Source organism: Kitasatospora sp. NPDC086801 (genome assembly GCF_044745805.1).
Classification (GTDB): domain Bacteria; phylum Actinomycetota; class Actinomycetes; order Streptomycetales; family Streptomycetaceae; genus Kitasatospora.
In genome coordinates this window covers 117,021-138,270 of record NZ_JBIVAX010000017.1, presented here as the reverse complement: position 1 = coordinate 138,270, position 21,250 = coordinate 117,021, and the positions used below count along the sequence as shown (strand labels likewise).

Genomic DNA, 21,250 nt, shown 5'->3' with positions numbered 1-21,250 from the left:
CGGGACGACTCGCCGGGCCGGCTCACTGCGCCGGCGGTGTCGCGCTCGTCACCGGGTTGGTGGCGGCGGTGGTGGCGCTGGGCGGTGTGGTCGGGTGGGTGGGCCGGGTCTGGGTGGGGCGGGGGCTGGGGCTGGACTGCTCCTGGGTGGTGGTGGGCCGGGGCGCCTGCGGGCTGGGGGTGGTGGGGCCGGGGGCGGGTTCGCCGGTGGGGGCGGGGGCGCTGGGGGTGTGGGTGGGGGTGTCGGGCACGGGGGTGCTGCCGGGGGGTTCCTCGCTGCCGGTGGTGGGGGTGGTGGCGGTGGGGCTGGGGGTGGTGGTGGCGCTGCTGGTGGGGCTGAAGCTGGGGGCGGGGGTGTCGCGGCCGGTCTGGAGGTCGAACGGCCGGGTGTCGGTGCCGTCGAGGGCGGCGGTCATGTAGGCGGTCCAGATCCGGGTGGGGAAGGTGCCGCCGTTGATCCGGGTGAGTCCGGCGGTGCCGGCCAGCGGCTCCTTGGCGTGGGTCTTCGGGTTTTCGCGGAACAGGCCGACGGTGGTGGCGAGTTCGGGGGTGTAGCCGGCGAACCAGGCGGAGAGGTTGGAGTCGGTGGTGCCGGTCTTGCCGGCGGCGGGGCGGCCGAGGTCGAGGGCGGCGGCGCCGGTGCCGCGGGGGCTGACGACGTCGCGCAGGACGTCGGTGACGGTGTCGGCGTAGGACCGGTCGATGGCGTCGACGGGGGTGTGGTCGGGCATCTTGGGGACGTCGACGGTGCCGCCGGTGTGGACGCGTTCCAGTTTGAGGACGGACCACGGGGCGTTCGCCTGGCCGTGGTTGGCGAGGGTGGCGTAGGCGCCGGCCAGGTCGAGGGCGCTGGGGGTGGCGGTGCCGAGGGTCATCGAGGTGTTGGCCGGGTCCATGCCGCGGACGGTGTCGGGGATGCCGAGCTTGACGGCGGTGTCGCGGACGCGGGTGAGGCCGGCGTCGACGCCCTCCTGCGCGTACACGGAGTTGACGGACTTCACCATGGCGTAGCGCAGGGTGATGTTGCCGTAGTCGACGTCGTCCTCGTTGGGCGGCGCGTAGGGGGTGGGGCCGCCGGTGACGGGGCGTTCGCTGGTGCCGTCGTAGCGGGTGTCGGGGGTGATCGGTCGGCCGTCGAGGGTGTGCTGGGCGATGAGGCCGGCGGCGAGGTCGACGGGTTTGAAGGTGGAGCCGATCTGGTTGTCCTGGCGCAGTGCGTCGTTGTAGGGCTGCTTGGCGTAGTCGGGACCGCCGTAGACGGCGACGACGCGGCCGGTGGCGGTTTCGACGGAGGCGCCGGCGACCCGGACGTCGGTGTCGGTGGCGGGGCGGGTCCGGGGGTCGAGTTCGTCGGTGAGTTCGTCCTGGACGGCCTGGTGGAAGGCGTCCTGTTTGGGCTTGTCGAAGGTGGTGGTGATGCGCCAGCCGCCGGCCTTGAGGGTGGCGGCGTCGATGATGCCGGCGGAGACGAGGTAGTCGTCGGCGACGCCGACGAGGTAGCCGGCCTGGCCGGCGAGGCCGGTGGCGGGCTGGGGGTCGATCGGGTCGGGGAAGGTGGTGGCGGTGCGTTCGGCGTCGGTGAGGAAGCCGAGTTGGACCATGCCGTCGAGGGTGTAGTGCCAGCGGGCGATGGCCTTCTCGCGGTTGGCGGGGGTGGCGGTCTTGACGTCGTAGCTGCTGGGGGCCTGGAGGAGGGAGGCGAGGTAGGCGCCCTGGGCGAGGGTGAGGGCGGAGACGTCGACGCCGTAGTAGGCGTGGGCGGCGCTCTGGATGCCGTAGGCGCCGCGGCCGAAGTAGCTGCTGTTGAGGTAGCCGGCGAGGATGTCCGGCTTGTCGCGCTGCTGGTCGACCTTGAGGGCGATGAAGAGTTCACGGCCCTTGCGTTCGATGGTCTTGTCCTGCGTCAGGTAGTAGTTCTTGACGTACTGCTGGGTGATGGTGGAGCCGCCCTGCGTGCCCTTGCCGGTGAGGGTGTTCCAGCCGGCCCGGAGCATGCCCTTGAGGTCGATGCCGCGGTTGCGGTAGAAGGTGCGGTCCTCGGCGGAGACGACGGCGTGCTGGGTCTGCGGGGGGATCTGGTCGATGGTGACGTCGGTGCGGTTGACGGCGCCGGTGCGGGCGATCTCGGTGGTGTCGTCGGCGTAGAGGTAGATGTTGTTCTGGGCGACGGCGTGGGCGTTGGGGTCGGGCACCGGGACGATGACGTAGAGCACGGCGAAGGCGCCGACGGTGAGCAGGAGCACGGCGGTGAGGGTGCCGAGCGTGACGCGCCAGGTGGGCAGGAGCCGGCGCCAGCGGGGGAGGGCTCGGCGGGCCGCGCGGCGGGCGGCTCGTTTGGCCTGGCGTCGGGTGCTCAAGGTCATGCCGCGATTATGTGCTATTTGACGGGCGATCAGGGAGTGATCGGGGGGCGGTCGGGGGTTGGCGTGCTCGGGGAAACCGGGTGCGGCGGCTGATCGTCGGCGGTACGGTGAAAGGTGCAAACCGCATAGCGCACCCAGTTCCGTCAGCTCCGCCCGTTCGGCCCGGTACCCCCGGGTTCGGCCGGTCGGAGCCACTGGAGTGTGCGCGGACGTCGGCGGGCATTCAGCTGCCCGTATTTGTCGACAAGGAGACAATATGCTGAACCTCGCACCCGTGGAGGAGCAGGTCGCACGCCCTCCCGATCCCACCGGACCCCTCCCCGCCCTCGGGCTCTACGCGGCCGTCGCCCGCGGCGCCTTCCGCCGCTACTCCACCTACCGGGCCGCCACCCTGGCCGGCACCTTCACCAACACCGTCTTCGGCATCATCCTGGCCTCCTCCTTCCTCGCCCTCTGGCAGGCCCGCCCCAGCCTCGGCGGCTACGACCAGAGCCAGGCCGTCACCTACATCTGGGTCAGCCAGTCCCTGCTGGTCACCGTCGCGGTGTGGGGCGGCGGCTTCCAGGACGACCTCCAGGACCGCTTCCGCAGCGGGGACATCGCCGTCGACCTCTACCGCCCGGTCGACTTCCAGGGCTGGTGGCTGGCCACCGACCTCGGCCGGGCCGCCTTCCAACTGCTGATCCGCGGCACCCTGCCGCTGCTGGTCGGCGCGCTGGTGTTCCGCATCCGGATGCCCGAGCAGCCGGTGACCTGGGCGTTCTTCCTGCTCTCGGTGCTGCTCGCGGAGGTGGTCAGCTTCGGGCTGCGCTTCCTGGTCTCGATCACCGGCTTCTGGCTGCACGACTCGGACGGGCTGCGCTCGGTGACGCTGGTGGTCTCGATGTTCTTCTCCGGGATGCTGCTGCCGATCGCGCTCTTCCCCGGCCTGCTCGGCGACCTCGCCCCGGTGCTGCCCTGGGCGGCGCTGATCAAGGTGCCCACCGACGTCTTCCTGGAGCGCGCCACCGGCGCCGGTCTGCTCGGCGCGCTCGGCTTCCAGCTCGCCTGGGCCGTCGCCCTGCTCGCCGCGGGCCGGGGTGCCCAGTGGCTGGCGACCCGCAGGGTGGTGGTGCAGGGTGGCTGAGCCGATCGTCGCCCGCACCGCGTGGGCGGTCCGTTCCTGGTGGCTGTGCGCCCGGATGTGGATGCGCTCGATGATGGCCTACCGGGCCTCCTTCGTGCTGAACCTGGCGGCCAGCCTGGTCACGCACTCGCTGGACTTCGTGGTGCTGGTGCTGATGTTCCGGCACACCGACCAGCTGGGCGGCTGGCGCCTGCCGGAGATCGCCTTCCTCTACGCCACCGCGACCTTCGCCCTCGGCGTGGCCAACATGCTGGTCGGCTCGGTCGAGGGCCTCGGTGTGCGGATCGTCAACGGGTCGCTGGACACCATGCTGATCCGGCCCGCGCCCGCGCTCGCCCAACTGTGCGCCGAACGCTTCTCGTTGCGCCGGGTCGGCCGCCCGCTCCAGGCCGTGGCGGTGCTCGTCTGGTCGCTGGCCACCCTGGACGTGCACTGGACCTGGGACCGGGTGCTGCTGGTGCCCGTCCTGCTCGTCTGCGGCAGCGTCATCTTCGGCGCGATCTACGTCGGCGGCGCCACCGTGCAGTTCTGGTGGGGGGAGTCGAAGGAGATCCAGAACTCCTTCACCTACGGCGGCGCGACCCTGCTGCACTTCCCGCCGACCATCTTCGCCAAGGAACTGGTGGCCGGCGTGGTCTTCGGCGTCCCGCTGGCCTTCGTCAACTGGCTGCCCGCCCTGCACATCCTCGGCCGGCCCGACCCGCTCGGCCTGCCCACCGCCTTCCAGTACGCCTCCCCGCTCGCCGCCGCGCTCTGCGTCGCCGCCGCCGGGCTCGCCTGGCGGGCCGGGCTGCGCGCCTACCGCGGCACCGGCAGCTGAACCCCCACCTACGCGAGGAACCCCCATGGCACTGATCGAACTCGAGGACGTCCGCCGCACCTTCACCGTGCGGGCCCGCACCGGCCGGTTCAGCCGGGTCAAGCGCGAGGTGCGCGCGGTGGACGGGCTGAGCTTCACCGTCGAGGCCGGCGAGTGCGTCGGCTACATCGGCCCCAACGGCGCCGGAAAGTCGACCACCATCAAGATGCTCACCGGCATCCTCGTGCCCAGCGGCGGGCGGCTGCGCGTCGCCGGGGTGGACCCGGCCCGCGAACGCGTCGCGCTGGCCCGCCGGATCGGCGTCGTCTTCGGCCAGCGCACCACGCTCTGGTGGGACCTCCCGCTGCGCGACTCCTTCGAACTCGCCCGCCGGATCTACCGCATCCCCGACCGCCGATATCGCGAGAACCTCGGCCGCTGCGTCGAACTGCTCGACCTGGAAGGGCTGCTGGACACCCCTGTCCGCCAGCTCTCGCTCGGCCAGCGGATGCGCGGCGACCTCACGGCGGCGCTGCTGCACGACCCGCAGGTGCTCTACCTGGACGAGCCGACCATCGGCCTGGACGTGGTCAGCAAGGGCAGGGTGCGCGAGTTCCTGCGCGAGGTGAACCGGGACCGGGGCACCACCGTGCTGCTCACCACGCACGACCTGACCGACATCGAGCAGCTCTGCGGCCGGGTGATGGTGATCGACCACGGCCGGGTCGTCTACGACGGCGGGCTGGACGGCCTGCACGCCACCGGGCGCAGCGAGCGCACCCTGGTGGTCGACCTGGCCGAGGCCCGGCCCGCGATCGAGGTGGCCGGCGCCCGGGTGGTGAAGGTCGAGGGGCCCCGGCAGTGGCTGGCCTTCCCGGCGCAGCAGAGCGCCGCGCCGATCGTGGCGGCGGTGGCCGAGCGCTATCCGCTGGTGGACCTGTCGGTGCGCGAGCCGGCGATCGAGGACGTGATCGCGCGGATGTACGCGGAGGTGGCGATCGGCTGAGCTCCCTGAACCGGCTGGGCGCCCTCAACAGGCCGGACGGGCTGAACCGGTTGAACGGGCTGAACGGGCTGAACGGGCTGAGCACCTGAACGCCCGTGCGGGCGCCGTCACCCGTCCGGGGAGGGCACGTGACTCCCCGGCGGGTGGCCGAGTTGACGTTGCATCGCTCGGCGAACAGCACACCGGAGGGCAACGCTTCTCGATGACCGGACCCGATGTGACCGTGGTGGTCGCGGTCTACAACACCATGCCCTACCTCACCGCCTGCCTGGACTCGCTGGTCGGGCAGACCCTGGCGCCCGGGCGGCTGGAGGTGGTGGTCGTCGACGACGGCTCCACGGACGGCGGCGAGGCCGTCCTGGACGACTACGCCGCCCGCCACCCCGGGCTGTTCCGGGTGGTGCACCAGCCCAACTCGGGCGGCCCGGCGGCCCCCACCAACCGGGGCCTGGCGCTGGCCCGCGGCCGCTACGTGCTGTTCCTCGGCGCGGACGACTGGCTCGGCGCGGAGGCGCTGGAGCGGCTGGTCACGGCGGCCGACGCCTGGGGTTCGGACGTGCTGGTGCCCAAGCAGGTCGGGGTGAACGGGCGGCTGGTGCCGCAGGGGATCTTCCACGCCAACGCCGAGTCCGTCGGCTTCACCGACTCGGCGCTGGCCTGGGCGCTGTCCGACACCAAGCTGTTCCGGATGGACCTCGTCCGGCGCCACGGGCTGCGCCGCGACGAGGGGTTGAAGGTCTTCTCGGACCAGCCGTTCACCCTGGAGGCCTGCCTGCGGGCGGGCCGGGTCTCCGTCCTCGCCGACTACGACTGCTACTTCCTGGTGCTGCGCGAGGACTTGGGCAACGTCACCCAGCGGGCCGGGGCGCTGGACCGGTTGCGCGGGATCGCGGCGTTGCAGCAGGTCGCCGCCGATCTGGCCGCGCCGGGCGGGGAGTTGGACGCGATCCGGGCCCGCAGCTTCGCCTGGGACGTGCCGCGGCTGCTCCAGGACGACTTCCTGCTGCTCGACGGCGCCGTCCAGGAGCAGGTCTGCGCCGAGGTCGGCCGGCTGGTCGAGCGCTTCGGTGCCCGCGCGGTCTACCCGCGGCTGCCCGTCGCCGAGCGGTTGCGGCTCGAACTCGCCGCCGCCGTCCGGCCGGAGGCGCTGCGCGACCTGATCCGGTACGAGGCCGCGCACGGCGATCCGCCGGTGGTCGTCGACGGGCGTCGGCACTACGCGGGCTACCCGGCCTTCCGGGACGCCCGGTTGGGCCTGCCGGACGAGGTGTTCCTGCTGGGCGAGGAGCCGGTGCGGCTGCCGGTGGAGGTTCCGCCGCTCAACCTGGCCCAGCAGCTGTGGCGCGGCGCCGTGCCGGTCCAGCTGCGGCGCGGGCTGCGGCGCTACCCGGCGTGGCGCCGGCTCGCCAACACGGTGAACGGGGGGCGGGGATGACGCGGAGGACGTCGGAGGACGGGGTGCGGGGATGGGCTGGGGACGTCGGAGGACGGGGACGGACGGGGACGGACGGGGACGGACGGGGTGCGGGGATGAGCTGGGCGATGGACGTCTGCGTGGTCGGGCTGGGCAAGCTGGGACTGCCGCTGGCCGTGCAGTTCGCGTCGAAGGGGCACCGGGTGACCGGGGCGGACATCGCCCCCGGGGTCGTCCACAGCGTCAACCGGGGCCTGCCGCCGTTCCCCCGGGAGGCCGGTCTGGACGAGGCACTGAAGCGGGTGGTCGCCGAGGGCAGGCTGCGGGCCACCACCGACACCACGGCCGCCGTCGCCGCCGCCGAGGCCGTGGTGCTGGTCGTCCCGCTGGTCACCGCCGCCGACGGCACCCCGGACTTCGGCCTGCTCGACGCGGCCACCGATGCCGTCGCCGCCGGGCTGCGCCGGGGCACCCTGGTCAGCTACGAGACCACCCTGCCGGTCGGCGTCACCCGGGGCCGCTGGGCGCCCCGGCTGGCGGCCGGCTCCGGGCTCGCCGCCGGGGCGGACTTCGCGCTGGTGTTCAGCCCGGAACGGGTCCGCACCGGGCGGGTCTTCGCCGACCTGCGGCGCTACCCCAAGCTGGTCGGCGGCGTGGACGCCGCCTCGACCCGGCGCGGCGCCGAGTTCTACCGGGCCGCGCTGGACTTCGACCCGCGCCCCGACCTGCCCCGGCCCAACGGCGTCTGGGAGCTGGCCTCGGTGGAGGCGGCGGAGTTCGCCAAGCTCGCCGAGACCACCTACCGGGACGTCAACATCGCGCTGGCCAACCAGTTCGCCCGGTACGCCGACCGGGTCGGGGTGGACTTCGCGGAGATCGCCGACGCGTGCAACTCGCAGCCGTACAGCCACCTGCACCGGCCCGGCATCGCGGTCGGCGGGCACTGCATCCCGGTGTACCCGAGGCTGTACCTGTGGAACGACCCGGGCGCGACGGTCGTGCGGGCCGCCCGGGAGGCCAACCTGGAGATGCCCGGCTACGCGGTCGGGGTGCTGGACGGCGCGCTGGCGGGCGGGATCGCCGGGCAGGGCGTGCTGGTGCTCGGCGCGGCGTACCGGGGCGGGGTCAAGGAGACCGCGTACTCGGGGGTGTTCCCGCTGGTCGAGGCGGTGCGGGCGGCGGGGGCGCGGCCGTACGTCAGCGATCCGCTGTACCGGGGCGGGGAGCTGGCGGCGCTCGGGCTGCCCCCGTACGACGGGGAGCCGGTGGTGGCGGCGGTGCTTCAGGCGGACCACCCGGAGTACCGGGGGCTGGCGCCGGAGGACCTGCCGGGGGTGCGGGTGCTGCTGGACGGGCGGCGGTGCACGGATCCGGCGCCGTGGGCGGTCGAGGGGGTGCGGCGGATCGTGCTGGGCGGGGCGTGAGGGGCTGCGGGACAGAGCCTGAGGGCGGGCCCGAGCGGCGCGTGGGACGGGGCGCGCGGCGTGCCGGGTCGGCGGGCGCGGTGTCCCGCACGCGGCGTGAGTGGGCGGGTACGGGGTGTGCGCCTGGTCGCGCGCGAGGCGTGCCCGGGCGCGCAACCGGGCGCGTGATCACGGGGCGCGCCCTCGTTCGCACCGGGCAGCGGGCAGACTGGCGGGGTGAGTGACGAAGCCTTCAGCGGAACGGGCCCCGGGGTCCGGTTCACCGCCGCCGACGAGCAGAAGAGACGTGGCGTCCGCCGGATGAAGACCATCGCGACCGGCCTGCTGGCCTTCGCGACCCTGGTCTTCGTCCTCGCCACCTGGGCCAAGGCGGCCGGCGCCGGGGCCTGGGCCGGGTACGTGGCGGCGGCCGCCGAGGCGGGCATGGTCGGCGCGCTGGCCGACTGGTTCGCGGTGACCGCGCTGTTCCGCCGTCCGTTCGGCCTGCCGATCCCGCACACCGCGATCATCCCGACCAAGAAGGACGCCTTCGGGCGCTCGCTCGGCGACTTCGTCGGCGAGAACTTCCTCTCCGGCCAGGTGGTGCGCGGCCGCCTCGCGTCGCTGGGCATCGCCCGGCGGCTGGGGGAGTGGCTGGCCGCGCCGGGCAGCGCCGAGCGGGTCACCAAGGAGGCCTCGGCGGCGCTGCGCGGGGTGCTCGCGGTGCTCCGGGACGACGACGTGCAGGCGGTCGTCGCCGAGGCCGTGACCAGGCGGGCGGCGGCCACCTCGGTGGCCGAGCCGATGGGCCGGATGCTGGGCAAGGTGGTCGCGGACGGCGGGCACCGCGGCGTGGTCGACCTGGTGGCCGTCCGGGCGCACGGCTGGCTGACCGCCAACCACGAGGAGGTGGTCCAGCGGGTCAGCCAGAAGACCCCGGGCTGGACGCCCAAGTTCATCGACCACCAGGTCGGCGAGCGGGTCTACAAGGAGCTGATGCGGTTCGTCACCGACATCCGGGACGATCCCGACCACCCGGCCCGCGGCGCCATCGACAACTTCCTCGCCGACTTCGCGACCGAACTGCAGACCGACCCGGAGACCATCGCCCGGGTGGAGCGGGCCAAGGTGGAGCTGCTGGCCCGGCCCGAGGTGCAGGACCTGATCGCCTCCACCTGGGCGGCCGTCCGCACCCTGGTGGTCAACGCGGCCGAGGACGAGGACAGCGAACTGCGCCGGCGCATCCGCGACGGCGTGAGCGGCTTCGGCGCGCGCCTGGCCACCGACGCCAAGCTCCAGGCCAAGGTGGACGGCTGGCTGCAGGACGCCGCGCAGTACCTGGTGGACACCTACCGCGCCGAGATCACCTCGCTGATCTCCGAGACGGTGGCGGGCTGGGACGCCGACGACGCCTCCCGCAAGATCGAGGCCAACGTGGGCCGCGACCTGCAGTTCATCCGGATCAACGGCACCGTGGTCGGCGCCATGGCCGGGCTGCTCATCCACGCCGTCGCGACCGCCCTCGGAGGCTGATCCAGGGGCGGCCTATCCTTGCCAGCACCTGTCGGTACGCGCGTAGAGGAAGTAGGGAACCACCGTGGTCCAGCCGGGCGGAAGTCGGATCGGGAACCCCAGCAGCCAGGGGGGCATCGAGGCGTTCATCGCCGGGATGCCCAAGGCGGAGCTGCACGTCCACCACGTGGGCTCGGCCTCGCCGCGCGTCGTCGCCGAACTGGCCGCCCGCCACCGCGGCCGGTCGAAGGTGCCGACCGACCCGGCGGCGCTCGCCGAGTACTTCACCTTCACCGACTTCGCGCACTTCATCGAGGTCTACCTGAGCGTCGTGGACCTGATCCGCGACGCCGAGGACGTCCGCGCGCTCACCTACGGGGTGGCCGAGGACATGGCGCGCCAGAACATCCGGTACGCCGAGCTGACCATCACCCCGTACTCCTCGGTCAAGCGGGGCATCCCGGACGTCGCCTTCATGGAGGCGATCGAGGACGCCCGGCTGCGCGCCGAGAAGGAGCTCGGGGTCGTGCTGCGCTGGTGCTTCGACATCCCCGGCGAGGCCGGTCTGGAGGCCGCCGAGGAGACCGCCCGGCTCGCCGTCGACCTGGCCCCCGAGGGCCTGGTCAGCTTCGGCCTCGGCGGCCCGGAGGTCGGCGTGCCGCGCCCGCAGTTCAAGCCGTACTTCGACCGGGCGCGGGCGGCCGGCCTGCGCAGCGTCCCGCACGCGGGCGAGACCACCGGGCCGGAGACGGTCTGGGACGCGATCCGGGTGCTCGGCGCCGAGCGCATCGGGCACGGCACGCAGTCGGTGAAGGACCCGGCGCTGCTGGACCACCTGGGCGAGCACCGGATCCCGCTGGAGGTCTGCCCGACCTCCAACATCGCCACCCGGGCGGTGGAGCGGATCGAGGAGCACCCGATCAAGCGGATGGTGGACGCCGGGCTGCTGGTCACGGTCAACAGCGACGACCCGCCGATGTTCGGCACCGACCTCAACACCGAGTACGCCGTCGCGGCGCGGCTGCTGGACCTGGACGAGTCCGGGGTGGCGGCGCTGGCGCGCAACGCGGTCGAGGCGTCCTTCCTGGACGTGGCGGGCAAGGCGCGGCTGGCGGGCGAGATCGACGCGTACCTGGCGGGCTGGAAGGCCTGAATCCCGGCGTCCGCCCTGGTGGACCGCTCCGTGAAGCACCCGTGAACCGCCCCGCCGGCAGCTGCCGGCGGGGCGGTTTTCCGTTCCCACTCGGGGCGTGGTGCCAAAGTGGCGCCATTAATGGCTCGACATGGCACCACCGCTGTGCCATGCTGAAGCCATGGACCTCACGCCGTACGTCGAAAACCTTCGGAACGAGCTCGCGGTGGCCGCGGGCACGGGCGGGGACGAAGCCCGCGCGCTGGCCGAGCGGCTGACGCTGCCGCTGGACTCGGCCGTGCGGCTCACCCTGCTCAACGCGCTCTCGGCCGCGATGGGCGAAGTCACCCGCGACCTCGCCCCCGGCTCGGTGGACGTGCGGCTGCGCGGGCTCGACCCCGAGTTCGTGGTCACCGTACCGCCCGCCGCCGACACCTTCCACGGCGACATGGCACCCGTGGTGCCACCGGTGGCGCCGGTGGTGCCAGTGGCGCCACCCGTGGTGCCGGAGTCGGACGAGACGGGCACCGCCCGGATCAACCTGCGCCTGCCCGCCCACCTCAAGGCCCGGGCGGAGGAGGCCGCCGGGCAGGAGGGCCTCTCCCTCAACGCCTGGCTGGCCCGGGCCGTCGCCAGCGCGCTGGAGGGCGGCGAGCCGGCCGCCCGCCCGGCCGCCCCGCAGGCCCCCCAGCCGACGATCCGCGCGCGTCGCGGCGGCCAGGGCTACACCGGCTGGGTCCACTAACGCTTCCGCCCGCTCCATCCGTTCCATCCGCTCCATCCGCAACGACGTCACCCCCGCTCCGACCAGCGGGAACACCCATCAGAGTCAAGAGGACGGGACAGTCATGCCTACGTACGAGACCGACGGACCGATCTCCGCCATCTTCGAGTTCGAGATCGGCTCGGTGCGGATCAGCGCGAGCAAGCGCACCGACACCGTGATCGAGGTCCGGCCCGCCAACGCCGCCGAGGAGGCGGACGTCAGGGCCGTCCAGCAGACCCAGGTCGCCTTCGCCGGCGGGCAGCTCACGCTCAAGGGGCCGAAGAAGCGCAGCCCGTTCGGCCGGATCGGCTCGATCGACATCCTGGTCGAGCTGCCGGCCGGTTCCGAGGTCGAGGCCAAGGCCCCGCTGGCGAACTTCGCCACCGAGGGGCCCCTCGGGGACTGCCGGCTGAAGACCTCGCTCGGCCGGATCCAGGTCGAGCAGGCCGCGAGCGTGCGGCTCAAGACCGACCACGGGGAGGTCCGGGTGGACTCGGTCGCCGGGGACGCGGAGGTCTCCGGGCTCGGCCGGGTCGCGGTCGGCACGGTCGGGGGCACGCTGACGGTCAAGAACAGCAACGGCGACACGGAGGTCCGCGAGGTCCGCGGCGCGCTCAAGGCCAACTCCTCCTTCGGCCGGATCGAGGTCGGCACCGCCCACGCGGGGGTGGACGCCAAGACGGCGCACGGCCCGATCCGGATCGGCCGGGTGGTGCGCGGCCAGGTCACGATGGAGACGGCCCTGGGGGACTTGGAGGTCGGCATCGCGGAGGGCACGGCGGCCTGGCTCGACGTGCACAGCAAGGTCGGCACCGTGCGCAACGCCCTCGGGGCGACGGAGGGCCCGGGCGAGGCCCGGGAGACCGTCGAGGTCCGCGGCCGCACCCAGCTCGGCGACGTCGTGATCCGGAGGGCGTGATGGCGGCGATCTCTGCGGTCGGACTGACCAAGTCCTACGGCGACAAGGCCGTACTGAACGGCATCGACCTGGACATCCCGGCGGGCAGCGTGTTCGCCCTGCTCGGGCCGAACGGCGCCGGCAAGACCACCACCGTGCAGATCCTCTCCACCCTGATCCCGGCCGACGGCGGGGTGGCCCGGGTGGCCGGGCACGATGTGGCCGAGCAGGCCGCCGGGGTGCGGGCGGCGATCGGCGTCACCGGCCAGTTCTCGGCGGTGGACAACCTGCTCACCGCCGAGGAGAACCTGCTGCTGATGGCGGACCTCAACCACCTCCCCCGTCGGGAGGGGCGGAGGCGGACTGAGGACCTGCTGCGGCGGTTCGACCTCACGGAGGCGGCGCGCAAGCCGGTCGTCACCTTCTCCGGCGGCATGCGGCGCAAGCTCGACCTGGCGATGACGCTGGTCGGCGATCCACGGGTGATCTTCCTCGACGAGCCGACCACCGGGCTGGACCCGCGCAGTCGGCGGACGATGTGGGAGATCATCCGGAGGCTGGTCGCCGACCACGGGGTGACGATCTTCCTCACCACCCAGTACCTGGAGGAGGCCGACGAACTCGCCGACCGGATCGCCGTCCTGGACGGCGGGCGGATCGTCGCCGAGGGCACGGCGGACGAGCTGAAGCGGATCGTCCCCGGCGGGCGGATCCGGCTCCAGTTCGCGGACGCCGCCCAGCTGGGCGCCGCCGCCGGGCTGTTCGACTACGCGGCGGTCGACACCGAGGCGCTGCGGCTGGACATCCCGGGGGACAACTCCGTCGTCACCGTGCAGGCGGTGCTGGACGCGCTCGACAACGCCTCGATTCGGGCCGAGTCGCTGGTCGTGGAGACGGCCGATCTGGACGACGTGTTCCTCACCCTGACCGGGGAGGGCGTCCGATGAGCGCCTCGGTGAGCTACGCGGTCAGTGACTCGCTGACCATGTTGCGACGGAACCTCAAGCACGCGCTGCGGTACCCGTCCCTGACCTTCGCGGTCGTGGTCATGCCGGTGATGATGCTGCTGCTGTTCAACTACGCCTACGGCGGCGCGCTCGGCGCGGGCATCGGCGGCGGCAGCTACATCGACTACGTGACGCCCGGCATCCTGCTGATGGCGGCCGCCTCGGGGTCGCTGGTCACGGCGATCGGGGTCTGCGTCGACATGACGGAAGGCATCGTCAACCGCTTCCGCACGATGGCGATCTCGCGCTCGGCCTTCTTGGCCGGGCACGTGGTCGGCAGCGTGATACAGACCATGCTCGGTCTGGTCCTGGTGATCGGCGCGGCCCTCGCGATGGGCTTCCGGCCCGATGCCGGGCCGGTGGAGTGGCTGGCGGCCGTCGGACTGCTGCTGTTCGTCACCATCGCGCTGACCTGGATATCGGCGGGCATCGGGCTGGTCGCCAAGACGGTGGAGAGCGCCAGCAACATGCCGATGCCGCTCCAGTTCCTGCCCTTCATCGGCAGCGCCATCGTCCCGCCCGACTCGATGCCGACCGCCCTGCGGTGGTTCGCCGAGTACCAGCCGTTCACGCCGATCATCGAGACCCTGCGGGGGCTGCTGATGGGCACCCCGATCGGCAACAGCGCCTGGAGCGCGCTGGCGTGGTGCACCGGGCTGACGCTGATCGGCTACTTCTGGTCGAGGAGCGTCTTCTACCGGCGGTGACGGGGGTACGGCCGGTAGCGGGAGGCCCGGGCGGGCAGCGATGTCCGCCCGGGCCGTCTCGGTGCCACGGCCGGCACCGGTAGCCGCCCCGGGCCTGGGACCGCCGTCCCGACCGTCGGGCACCCGGTAGTAAAGTCCCGGCAAAGGATCGCCGGGGGGAGACGAACATGGCGGCGGCACGGCACAGGCGGATCGCGTGGTGGCTCAGAGGTGTGGCCCTGGCGGCGCTCCTGGCCTACCTGCCGGGCTATCAGGCCTCGCGCTCGGGTGGGCTGGTGGAGGTCGAGCGCTGGTTCAACCATCCGGTGCCGCTGCTCGGCACCGCGGTCGTGTTGACCGTGGTCTCGACGGTGGTCGGGTTCGAGTTCCGCTCCTGGTGGTCGCAGGTCGGCGGCGTGGCCGTCCTGGTGGCGCTCGCCTTCCTCGGGTTTCCGATTGTGTTCATGTCGTCCATGTCGTCCCTGACCGGCGCTGGTGACGGACAGCCGGTCGGTCGGAAGGTCCACCCGGACCATCCGGACCGCGTGTTGACCGTGACGAACGTCGCCTTCTCGATCGACCCGGTCTACCGCCTGGAGCTGCTGACCGGCAGCGGCTGGTCCGCCCGTCACTGGGACCTGGGCGAATGGGACAGCCGGAGCGGCGAGTTCAGCACGGTCGAGTGGTCCGGGCCGGACCGGATCACGGTGACCGGGGTGACGGAGGCCGCAGTGTTCACCGTGGACTCGGACGGTCGGCCGACCAGGCAGCGGGCAGGGCCCCGGTAGGCCCTCGCGCGGCGGGGTCGCCGCGCGAGGGCCTACCGGGGCGTGGGGTGTCACCAGGTGTCGATGCCCATCTTCTTGGCCGCGTCGTGGACGGCCTTGTAGTGGGCGAGCGACATGCCGGACTTCTTGTCCTTCTCGGGCAGGTTCTTGTCCGTCGCCCGGAACTCGTCACGGGCCTCGGCGAGCAGGCTCGTGCCGTGGGAGACGGGGACGTCCTTGACGCCGTGGGCCGGGTGGGTCTTCTCGGCCGTCTTGCTGCCCGCCTTGATCAGGATGTCGCGGGCCTTGTTGAAGTCGTCGGCCTTGACCGTCTTCGGGTTGCTGAGCTGCGCCTGCACCCTGGCGGTCGGCTGGGCCTGCTCGGTGCCTGCGGCCATGGCGGGGGCGGCGGCAGCGGCGCCGAGGGCGCCGGCGGTCGCGACCGCCACGAGGGCGTTCCGGAGGGTCCTGTTCATGGATGTCGATCCCTTCGCAATGTCTAAAGATCAGTACCCGCACCGGACTTGGAGTCCGTGGGAGTGCGAACTCCTCGGCACTACCCCGGCCTTCCTCGGCGGCAAACCGGCGTCGGTTCGGGGGTGGTTGGGGAGGGGCGGGATCAGGCCGTCTTGTGATTATCGGACGGCTGGTCAGCGGGGGCGGAAGGGTCTCAAGGGGGGACGGCCAGGACCGGGTGTGCGGAGGGCGGGCCGTTCGACGAACGGCCCGCCCGCTGCGGTGGATCAGACCTCGAACTCCCCAGCGCGGATGGCGGAGAGAAGGTCGCGCCATTCGGTGACATCGAGTTGGGCGATGGCGTCGGGCCGGAGGTTGCTGCGGACATAGACGGCGTCGGAGGTGACGGCCACCTCCGGGCAGCTCGCGCCCTCACCGCAAGCCTCTGGGCGCTGCCAGTCGAGTATTTCCATGGCTCTAGATCTCCTTCTTGATAAGCCTGATGGCGTCACGAGACTGGCTTTCGGTGAGCGATCGCTCTGTCATCCTGTCGATGATGTGGCGATAGTTCTCCATCAACTTCTGCTCGTGAAGGAACATCGGGCCGTTGGCAGTGTCGAGCTGAACTGTGTCCAGGCGGGGCACTGGCCCGCTCGCGTGGATGATTCCTTGACCTGCACCCATGAAGCCATTGGTGCTGAAGGTGATCACCCGAAGCGTCACGTGGGGAAGTTCCGAGTACTCAAGTAGCTGGTCCATCTGTCGCTTTGCGGCGTCACGGCCGCCGAACAGCATGCGCAGAGCGGCCTCGTGGACCAACGCGGAGTACGGCGCTGCTCCGTCTCTCATCAGGAACGCCGAACGCTGAACTCGATGCTCAACGCGGGCTTCCACGTGACGGGGTGAGAGCGTCGGGTGGACATCCTTGAAGATGGCTCTCCCGTATTCCTCCGTCTGCATAGCGCCGGGGACGTGCGAGATCTGGTACGTGAGCAGTCCCCTGGAGAAGTACTCCATCTCGGCGATGTTGAGGAAGCCAGGCGGCACGGACCCTCGGTAGTCCTCCCACCAACCCTTATGGCGTTCCTCGGCCATGGCCGCGAGCGCTTCCACGAAGGCGCGATCGCTCTCCTCATAGTCGCAAGCGAGCATGCGTACCCGCTCGGCGCTGATCGGGTACTGCCCCTTCTCGATCTGAGTGATCTTCGGCCGGGCGAATCCGAACAACGCGGCGGCTTCGGCAGTTGTGCGGCCCGCGCAGTCGCGCATCTTCCGCAGCTCAGTGCCTACTCGTTCCTGCCTGGCTGACGGGGTGGTTCGTGGTGGCATGCCCCAAGCATCCATCGCGATCCCGCGAAGGGTCCAGCAATCCATCGATCGAGTGAAGAGTGGGGTAGAAGTACCCTGACATGTACCACCAGTGCCCTACAGTCGGTGATGCACCGATCACCGAACCGGGCGTCAGTGTCCCGCTCGGCATTTCCCTTCGCCTCTCCGGGAGATCCCTGTGCGTAACCTCAACTCCCCCTCCCTCACCCTCGCTCGCGAGACCCTCCGCGACGGCATGACCCGCGTCGGCTGGCCGCCCTCCTCCATCGCGGACGCCGAGCTCGCCCTCGTCGAACTGATCGTCAACGCCTGGCGTCACGGGGAGACGACCTCCCCCGTCGTCCTCATCCACTTCCTCTCGAATACTCTCCGCGTCACCGTCGCGGACCGCTCCTCCGCCCTCCCCGAGCAGCGAACGCCCTGCCCGCTCGCCGAGTCCGGCCGGGGCCTCCAGCTGGTCGCCGGCCTCACCCACCGCTGGGGCGTCGACCCCCTGAAGCTGGGCAAAATCGTCTGGTTCGAGCTGGACGGTGTCGCGTGAGCGCCCACCACCCCATCCACCCGGCCGATCCGGCGCTGCGCCACCTCACGGCCCGCCAGATCACCGGACTCATCATCGAACTCCGCACCGAGGGTCGCGAGTTCGGACTCCTCTGGCCCTCCGCCCAGCCCGGCGAGACCAACCTCGACGGCCGCGCCCTCGTCTCCCTCGGCAACATCCCGGCCAGCACCCTCATCAACCTCCTCGCCCTCCTCCGCGAGTACAAGCGCGAGCGGGACCGCCGCCGATGCTAGGCCTCCTGACCTTCAACCTCCTGGCCTCCCTCCTCGGCGCCCTCTGCGAAACCCGCGCCCGTCACCTCCAGGGCCGCGAGGACACCCGCGCAGTGCTTTCCTCATGCCAAGCCTGCGATGCCGCAAGGCACTTCGCGGTTCCGATGTGCGAGTTCAGTCGGCAGGTAGCCTCCGGGTGGTGAGTACCGATTTTCAGCAGGCCCGGCTGTCCCTCGGTGTGCGGCTACGGGAGTTGCGCACCGAGGCGGGCGTGAACGGTCGCGACCTCGCCGGACGACTGGGCTGGTCGGCGTCGAAGATTTCGAAGCTGGAGAACGGCAAGCAGACGGCCACTCCCGCGGATCTTCAGGCGTGGGCCGAAGCGTTGGGGCGTCCGGAGGCCGCTGTCGAGTTGAAAGGCAGGCTGCAAGGCCTGGAGTCCCGCTATCGGGGATGGAAGCGGGTGCTGGCCGGCGGGCACCGGGTGCGCGAGGAAGCCGGAGTCAGGCACGGCCGGGGGACGGCGGTGACCATCGGCTACGAACCTGCCATCATCCCGGACATTTTCCAGATCGCGGAATACGCCCGCCACGTCCTGACTCACGCAACCGATCTGGATGACGGGCCACGTGACATCGAGGAAGGAGTATGTGCCCGGCTGAAGCGTCAGGAGTCCCTCTACCAGCGAGGGAAGCGCTTCCGCTTCATCATGTCCGAGGCCGCACTGTACGTGCAGATCTGTCCGCCCGACATCCTGGCTGCCCAACTCGACCGACTGGGAGGCCTGCTGGGGCTCGGCACGGTTGAGGTGGGAATCGTTCCGCTCGGGGCTCCGGTGACAGTCATTCCCAAGCACGGTTTCTGGATCTACGACGACAGGCTCGCGATCGTCGAGACGTGGAACGCCGAGCTGCGGCTCGACGAACCCGCCGACATCGCGCTGTACCGGAAGGTCTGGGGAAAGCTGCACGATGCTGCGGTGTACGGCCCTACGGCACACCGGCTGATCGCCCGTGCGCGCTCGACGCTGGCACTGGCAGCCACCTGAGAAACCTGCGGAAGCCTCGCCGCGCACAGGAGAAATGCGGAGAAATGCGGCTCACGCCAGCTTGGTTGGGCCTCTACCGTGCTGGACAGGACCTTGCCGGCACCCGAATGGCCGGCACCGATCGAGAGGAGCCGGAATGGGCGAGCACGGAGACGGCAAGGGTGGCGAGGACGGGGACAAGAAGCAGTCCCCGAAGGAGTCCGACGGCCAGTGGACCAAGCCCGTGAAGCCGCTGAAGAAGTGAGCGCCAACTGATGGACGAATACGCGCAGTTGCTGACCCGGATGGAATCGGCGGGGGCGCTGGGCGAGGGGTGGCGGGGCGCGTTCGAGCGTGCCCCGCGCTCTTCCTTCGTCCCGGACTCCGTCTGGGCCCCGGACGACGACAGCCCGACCGGGTACGGCCGCATCACCCGGGCCGACCACCCGGACACCTGGTGGGCCCTGGTGAACGCCGACGAGGTGGTGGTCACCCAGATTGATGACGGCCTCGATACCGGGCCGGGCATCGCTACCTCCTCGGCCTCCATGCCGTCCCTCGTCGCGAGAATGCTCCGGCACCTGGACGTTGCCGACGGGAACACCGCGCTCGACATCGGCACCGGCACCGGATGGACGAGCGCACTCCTCTCCGCCAGGCTCGGCGACGCCCGCGTGACCACCGTCGAGGTCGATCGAGCGGTCGCTGCCGCAGCGGCCCGGCGACTCACCGCAGCAGGCTTCCATCCCAACTGCTCGACCGGCGACGGCCTTGGAGGCCAGCCCCTCCGGGCGCCTTACGATCGCATCCATTCCACGGCGGCGGTTCGCCGACTGCCGCGCGCCTGGCTCGAACAGACCCGCCCCGGCGGCGTGATCGTCACCCCCTGGGGCACGCCCTACGCCAACGCCGGACTCCTGCGCCTGGTGGTCGGCGAGCCGGGGGCGCCCTCCCACGGCGGGTTCGTGGACAACGTCAGCTTCATGTGGGTCCGCAGCCAGCGCCCCGACCCGGTGACCGAGCCGACCGGTCAGCCGATCCACCGGAGCTCGTCGCCGATCGACCCGGAGCTGGCGCTGGAGAACGTGGACGCGGCGTTCGCCGTCGGCCTCCGGGTGCCCGGCGTTCGGTATCAACACACCTGGGACGACACGGACCCCGGCGGCACCTATCGCATGCAGCTCTCCGACGGCGCCGGTTCCTGGGCGTCCGTCCGCCACCACGACTGGGACACCGCCGACGCCGTCCAGCAGGCCGGGCCGCGCCGCCTGTGGGAGGAGATCGTCCGCGCCCGCCGACGATGGCTCGCCGACGGCAAACCGGGCCTCACCCGCTTCGGCATGACGATGACGCCGACCGGCGAACAGCACGTGTGGCTCGACGAGCCCGGCAACCTGATCGGAAGCGACCCCGCGCCACCGCTTCCTTCCTGACCGGGTCCGGACGGGTAACGACGGCTCGGAACCCTGCGATCGTGAGCGGGACCGCCGCCGGTGCTAGGCCTCCTGACCCTCAACTTCCTGGCCGCCCTCCTCGGCGCCTGCTGTGAAGATCGCGCCCGCGCGGTGGAACCGGCGGCAGGCGCAAGCGGTCACCATCTGTGTGACCTCGAACGAATCGCAGACCGATCCCGTCCGCCGCCCGATCAGCCGTAGGCGACTGCTGCTGAGCGTGGCCGGTGTGGCGGGGGCCGCCGCCGTGACCGCAGGAGGGGTCGGCTGGTGGGCGAGGCGGGACGCCGACACCAGTCACCGCGTCTGGAGCAGGACCGGCACCGGTAGCCGGGTCGCCCTGCCGGCCACCCCCCGGTCCGACCTCTACGTCGCGGACTTCGACGGCACGGTCAGCGCCCTCGACCTGCGGACCGGCACCCCGCGCTGGAGCGGCAAGGTCGCCTCGAACAAACCCGCCGACGACATGTTCGGCTGGCCGATAGCCGCAGGTGACGGACTGGTCTGCGTGACCACCGACTCCCACGTCCACGCCCTGGACGCGGCGACTGGAGCCGTGCGGTGGGCCGCCCCGGCGCCGGAGGCCTTCCTGTCCGGGGCGATGGACGGCCCCACCATCAGCGGGGACGTGTTCGTGAACTACGACTCCCGCGTCCACTCCTACGACGCGGCCACCGGCGCCGCCCGGTGGAGCAGCCCGCTGGAGGTCTACGGCGTGCCAGCCGTCGTCGGCGACACCGTGTATCTCGCCGCCCTCACGGGTGGGATCTCCGCCCTCGACGCGAAGAGCGGCGAGCGGCGCTGGGAGCAACCAGCCGTCGGCAAGCTCACCGAACAGCCCGCAGTCCACCAGGATGTCCTCTACACGGCAGCCTCCGGCGCGGGCTCCTCGTCCGTCTCCGCCCTGGAGGCGGCGACCGGCCGGGTGCTCTGGCAGCGCGACGATCTCGGCCACTGCGGTGTCCGGCCCACCTCCGTCGCCGACGGGACGCTCTGCCTCCTCGGCAATGACCGGGTCGTCGCCGTGGACGCGGCCACGGGCCGGAGCCGGTGGACCTCCTCGGTGCCGGCCGGCCTGGGCGCCGGCATGAGCACCATGGCCGTCGCCGACGGCCGGGTCTACGTCGCGCTGAACGACGGCCGACTGCACGCCCTCGACCTCGCCACCGGCGGGCTTCAATGGCGGGACGATCCGGCCGAGTTCGGCACCGAGTACACCGGCCTCTCGCTGACCGCCTTCGGTGGCGTCGCCTACCGTGGCAGCCGGGTCGGCGTCTACGCGGCGGGCATACCCACGGCCTGATCTCCCCCACGGGCGCCGGGGCACCGCGCGGT

General features: G+C 71.8%; 21 protein-coding genes. 17 read left to right on the top strand and 4 right to left on the bottom strand.

Annotated features, from left to right (window positions below; all coding sequences use genetic code 11):
- Window positions 1-22 precede the first annotated feature (22 nt).
- Window positions 23-2,362, bottom strand: a complete 2,340-nt coding sequence (locus ACIPLC_RS19955) for a transglycosylase domain-containing protein (RefSeq protein ID WP_400474315.1) — start codon at window positions 2,360-2,362, stop codon at window positions 23-25.
- 256 nt (window positions 2,363-2,618) lie between these two features.
- Here ACIPLC_RS19955 and ACIPLC_RS19950 point away from each other — a divergent pair, with 256 nt between their 5' ends.
- The 12 genes from ACIPLC_RS19950 to ACIPLC_RS19895 all read left to right on the top strand — a co-directional run bounded on the left by ACIPLC_RS19950 (window position 2,619) and on the right by ACIPLC_RS19895 (window position 14,899).
- A complete protein-coding gene (locus ACIPLC_RS19950) occupies window positions 2,619-3,488 on the top strand; it encodes an ABC transporter permease (protein ID WP_400474314.1) in 870 nt (289 codons plus the stop codon).
- Complete coding sequence (locus tag ACIPLC_RS19945; protein ID WP_400474313.1) at window positions 3,481-4,308, top strand: ABC transporter permease; 828 nt, start codon at window positions 3,481-3,483, stop codon at window positions 4,306-4,308. Before ACIPLC_RS19950 ends, ACIPLC_RS19945 begins: the two co-directional genes overlap by 8 nt.
- A 25-nt stretch (window positions 4,309-4,333) precedes the next feature.
- The gene (locus ACIPLC_RS19940) at window positions 4,334-5,293 is read left to right on the top strand and encodes an ATP-binding cassette domain-containing protein (RefSeq protein WP_400474312.1); all 960 of its coding nucleotides are present in this window, start codon (window positions 4,334-4,336) and stop codon (window positions 5,291-5,293) included.
- Window positions 5,294-5,495: 202 nt separating this feature from the next.
- On the top strand, window positions 5,496-6,728 hold the full coding sequence (locus tag ACIPLC_RS19935) for a glycosyltransferase family 2 protein (RefSeq protein WP_400474311.1): 1,233 nt from the start codon (window positions 5,496-5,498) through the stop codon (window positions 6,726-6,728).
- Between the two features lie 107 nt (window positions 6,729-6,835).
- Window positions 6,836-8,131, top strand: coding sequence for a nucleotide sugar dehydrogenase (locus ACIPLC_RS19930; RefSeq protein WP_400474340.1), 1,296 nt, complete (start codon window positions 6,836-6,838; stop codon window positions 8,129-8,131).
- Between the two features lie 216 nt (window positions 8,132-8,347).
- Window positions 8,348-9,643 carry a DUF445 domain-containing protein gene (locus ACIPLC_RS19925; protein ID WP_400474310.1) on the top strand — a complete coding sequence of 432 codons (1,296 nt, stop codon included), beginning with the start codon at window positions 8,348-8,350 and terminating at the stop codon, window positions 9,641-9,643.
- Between the two features lie 64 nt (window positions 9,644-9,707).
- Window positions 9,708-10,775 carry an adenosine deaminase gene (locus tag ACIPLC_RS19920; RefSeq protein WP_400474309.1) on the top strand — a complete coding sequence of 356 codons (1,068 nt, stop codon included), beginning with the start codon at window positions 9,708-9,710 and terminating at the stop codon, window positions 10,773-10,775.
- 160 nt (window positions 10,776-10,935) lie between these two features.
- Window positions 10,936-11,499: a toxin-antitoxin system HicB family antitoxin gene (locus ACIPLC_RS19915; RefSeq protein ID WP_400474308.1), complete on the top strand. Its 564-nt coding sequence runs from the start codon at window positions 10,936-10,938 to the stop codon at window positions 11,497-11,499.
- A 103-nt stretch (window positions 11,500-11,602) separates the two neighbouring features.
- Window positions 11,603-12,439: a DUF4097 family beta strand repeat-containing protein gene (locus ACIPLC_RS19910; RefSeq protein WP_400474307.1), complete on the top strand. Its 837-nt coding sequence runs from the start codon at window positions 11,603-11,605 to the stop codon at window positions 12,437-12,439.
- On the top strand, window positions 12,439-13,365 hold the full coding sequence (locus ACIPLC_RS19905) for an ATP-binding cassette domain-containing protein (RefSeq protein WP_400474306.1): 927 nt from the start codon (window positions 12,439-12,441) through the stop codon (window positions 13,363-13,365). The genes ACIPLC_RS19910 and ACIPLC_RS19905 overlap by 1 nt, the downstream gene beginning before the upstream one ends.
- Window positions 13,362-14,132 (top strand): ABC transporter permease, encoded by a 771-nt coding sequence (locus tag ACIPLC_RS19900; RefSeq protein WP_400474305.1) that lies wholly within the window; start codon window positions 13,362-13,364, stop codon window positions 14,130-14,132. The genes ACIPLC_RS19905 and ACIPLC_RS19900 overlap by 4 nt, the downstream gene beginning before the upstream one ends.
- A 167-nt stretch (window positions 14,133-14,299) precedes the next feature.
- Window positions 14,300-14,899: a hypothetical protein gene (locus tag ACIPLC_RS19895; RefSeq protein WP_400474304.1), complete on the top strand. Its 600-nt coding sequence runs from the start codon at window positions 14,300-14,302 to the stop codon at window positions 14,897-14,899.
- 50 nt (window positions 14,900-14,949) lie between these two features.
- Here the strand turns inward: ACIPLC_RS19895 and ACIPLC_RS19890 are convergent, their stop codons facing one another.
- The 3 genes from ACIPLC_RS19890 to ACIPLC_RS19880 all read right to left on the bottom strand — a co-directional run bounded on the left by ACIPLC_RS19890 (window position 14,950) and on the right by ACIPLC_RS19880 (window position 16,663).
- Window positions 14,950-15,354, bottom strand: a complete 405-nt coding sequence (locus ACIPLC_RS19890; RefSeq protein WP_400474303.1) for a hypothetical protein — start codon at window positions 15,352-15,354, stop codon at window positions 14,950-14,952.
- Window positions 15,355-15,621: 267 nt separating this feature from the next.
- Window positions 15,622-15,807 (bottom strand): DUF397 domain-containing protein, encoded by a 186-nt coding sequence (locus tag ACIPLC_RS19885; protein ID WP_400474302.1) that lies wholly within the window; start codon window positions 15,805-15,807, stop codon window positions 15,622-15,624.
- Between the two features lie 4 nt (window positions 15,808-15,811).
- Complete coding sequence (locus tag ACIPLC_RS19880) at window positions 15,812-16,663, bottom strand: helix-turn-helix domain-containing protein (RefSeq protein ID WP_400331549.1); 852 nt, start codon at window positions 16,661-16,663, stop codon at window positions 15,812-15,814.
- Window positions 16,664-16,841: 178 nt separating this feature from the next.
- Here ACIPLC_RS19880 and ACIPLC_RS19875 point away from each other — a divergent pair, with 178 nt between their 5' ends.
- The 5 genes from ACIPLC_RS19875 to ACIPLC_RS19855 all read left to right on the top strand — a co-directional run bounded on the left by ACIPLC_RS19875 (window position 16,842) and on the right by ACIPLC_RS19855 (window position 21,218).
- Window positions 16,842-17,204 (top strand): ATP-binding protein, encoded by a 363-nt coding sequence (locus ACIPLC_RS19875; RefSeq protein ID WP_400474301.1) that lies wholly within the window; start codon window positions 16,842-16,844, stop codon window positions 17,202-17,204.
- Complete coding sequence (locus tag ACIPLC_RS19870) at window positions 17,201-17,458, top strand: hypothetical protein (protein WP_400474300.1); 258 nt, start codon at window positions 17,201-17,203, stop codon at window positions 17,456-17,458. Before ACIPLC_RS19875 ends, ACIPLC_RS19870 begins: the two co-directional genes overlap by 4 nt.
- A 178-nt stretch (window positions 17,459-17,636) precedes the next feature.
- The gene (locus tag ACIPLC_RS19865) at window positions 17,637-18,485 is read left to right on the top strand and encodes a helix-turn-helix domain-containing protein (protein ID WP_400474299.1); all 849 of its coding nucleotides are present in this window, start codon (window positions 17,637-17,639) and stop codon (window positions 18,483-18,485) included.
- A gap of 254 nt (window positions 18,486-18,739) precedes the next feature.
- The gene (locus ACIPLC_RS19860) at window positions 18,740-19,897 is read left to right on the top strand and encodes a methyltransferase domain-containing protein (protein WP_400474298.1); all 1,158 of its coding nucleotides are present in this window, start codon (window positions 18,740-18,742) and stop codon (window positions 19,895-19,897) included.
- Window positions 19,898-20,066: 169 nt separating this feature from the next.
- Complete coding sequence (locus ACIPLC_RS19855; protein ID WP_400474297.1) at window positions 20,067-21,218, top strand: PQQ-binding-like beta-propeller repeat protein; 1,152 nt, start codon at window positions 20,067-20,069, stop codon at window positions 21,216-21,218.
- The last annotated feature ends 32 nt before the right edge of the window (window positions 21,219-21,250 follow it).

What these genes read in the sequence shown, in the direction of transcription:
- ACIPLC_RS19955 (WP_400474315.1), bottom strand. Translation starts at nt 2,362, where the DNA reads ATGACCTTGAGCACCCGACGCCAGGCCAAACGAGCCGCCCGCCGCGCG.
- ACIPLC_RS19950 (WP_400474314.1), top strand. Translation starts at nt 2,619, where the DNA reads ATGCTGAACCTCGCACCCGTGGAGGAGCAGGTCGCACGCCCTCCCGAT.
- ACIPLC_RS19940 (WP_400474312.1), top strand. Translation starts at nt 4,334, where the DNA reads ATGGCACTGATCGAACTCGAGGACGTCCGCCGCACCTTCACCGTGCGG.
- ACIPLC_RS19935 (WP_400474311.1), top strand. Translation starts at nt 5,496, where the DNA reads ATGACCGGACCCGATGTGACCGTGGTGGTCGCGGTCTACAACACCATG.
- ACIPLC_RS19930 (WP_400474340.1), top strand. Translation starts at nt 6,836, where the DNA reads ATGGACGTCTGCGTGGTCGGGCTGGGCAAGCTGGGACTGCCGCTGGCC.
- ACIPLC_RS19915 (WP_400474308.1), top strand. Translation starts at nt 10,936, where the DNA reads ATGGACCTCACGCCGTACGTCGAAAACCTTCGGAACGAGCTCGCGGTG.
- ACIPLC_RS19910 (WP_400474307.1), top strand. Translation starts at nt 11,603, where the DNA reads ATGCCTACGTACGAGACCGACGGACCGATCTCCGCCATCTTCGAGTTC.
- ACIPLC_RS19905 (WP_400474306.1), top strand. Translation starts at nt 12,439, where the DNA reads ATGGCGGCGATCTCTGCGGTCGGACTGACCAAGTCCTACGGCGACAAG.
- ACIPLC_RS19900 (WP_400474305.1), top strand. Translation starts at nt 13,362, where the DNA reads ATGAGCGCCTCGGTGAGCTACGCGGTCAGTGACTCGCTGACCATGTTG.
- ACIPLC_RS19895 (WP_400474304.1), top strand. Translation starts at nt 14,300, where the DNA reads ATGGCGGCGGCACGGCACAGGCGGATCGCGTGGTGGCTCAGAGGTGTG.
- ACIPLC_RS19890 (WP_400474303.1), bottom strand. Translation starts at nt 15,354, where the DNA reads ATGAACAGGACCCTCCGGAACGCCCTCGTGGCGGTCGCGACCGCCGGC.
- ACIPLC_RS19885 (WP_400474302.1), bottom strand. Translation starts at nt 15,807, where the DNA reads ATGGAAATACTCGACTGGCAGCGCCCAGAGGCTTGCGGTGAGGGCGCG.
- ACIPLC_RS19880 (WP_400331549.1), bottom strand. Translation starts at nt 16,663, where the DNA reads ATGCCACCACGAACCACCCCGTCAGCCAGGCAGGAACGAGTAGGCACT.
- ACIPLC_RS19860 (WP_400474298.1), top strand. Translation starts at nt 18,740, where the DNA reads ATGGACGAATACGCGCAGTTGCTGACCCGGATGGAATCGGCGGGGGCG.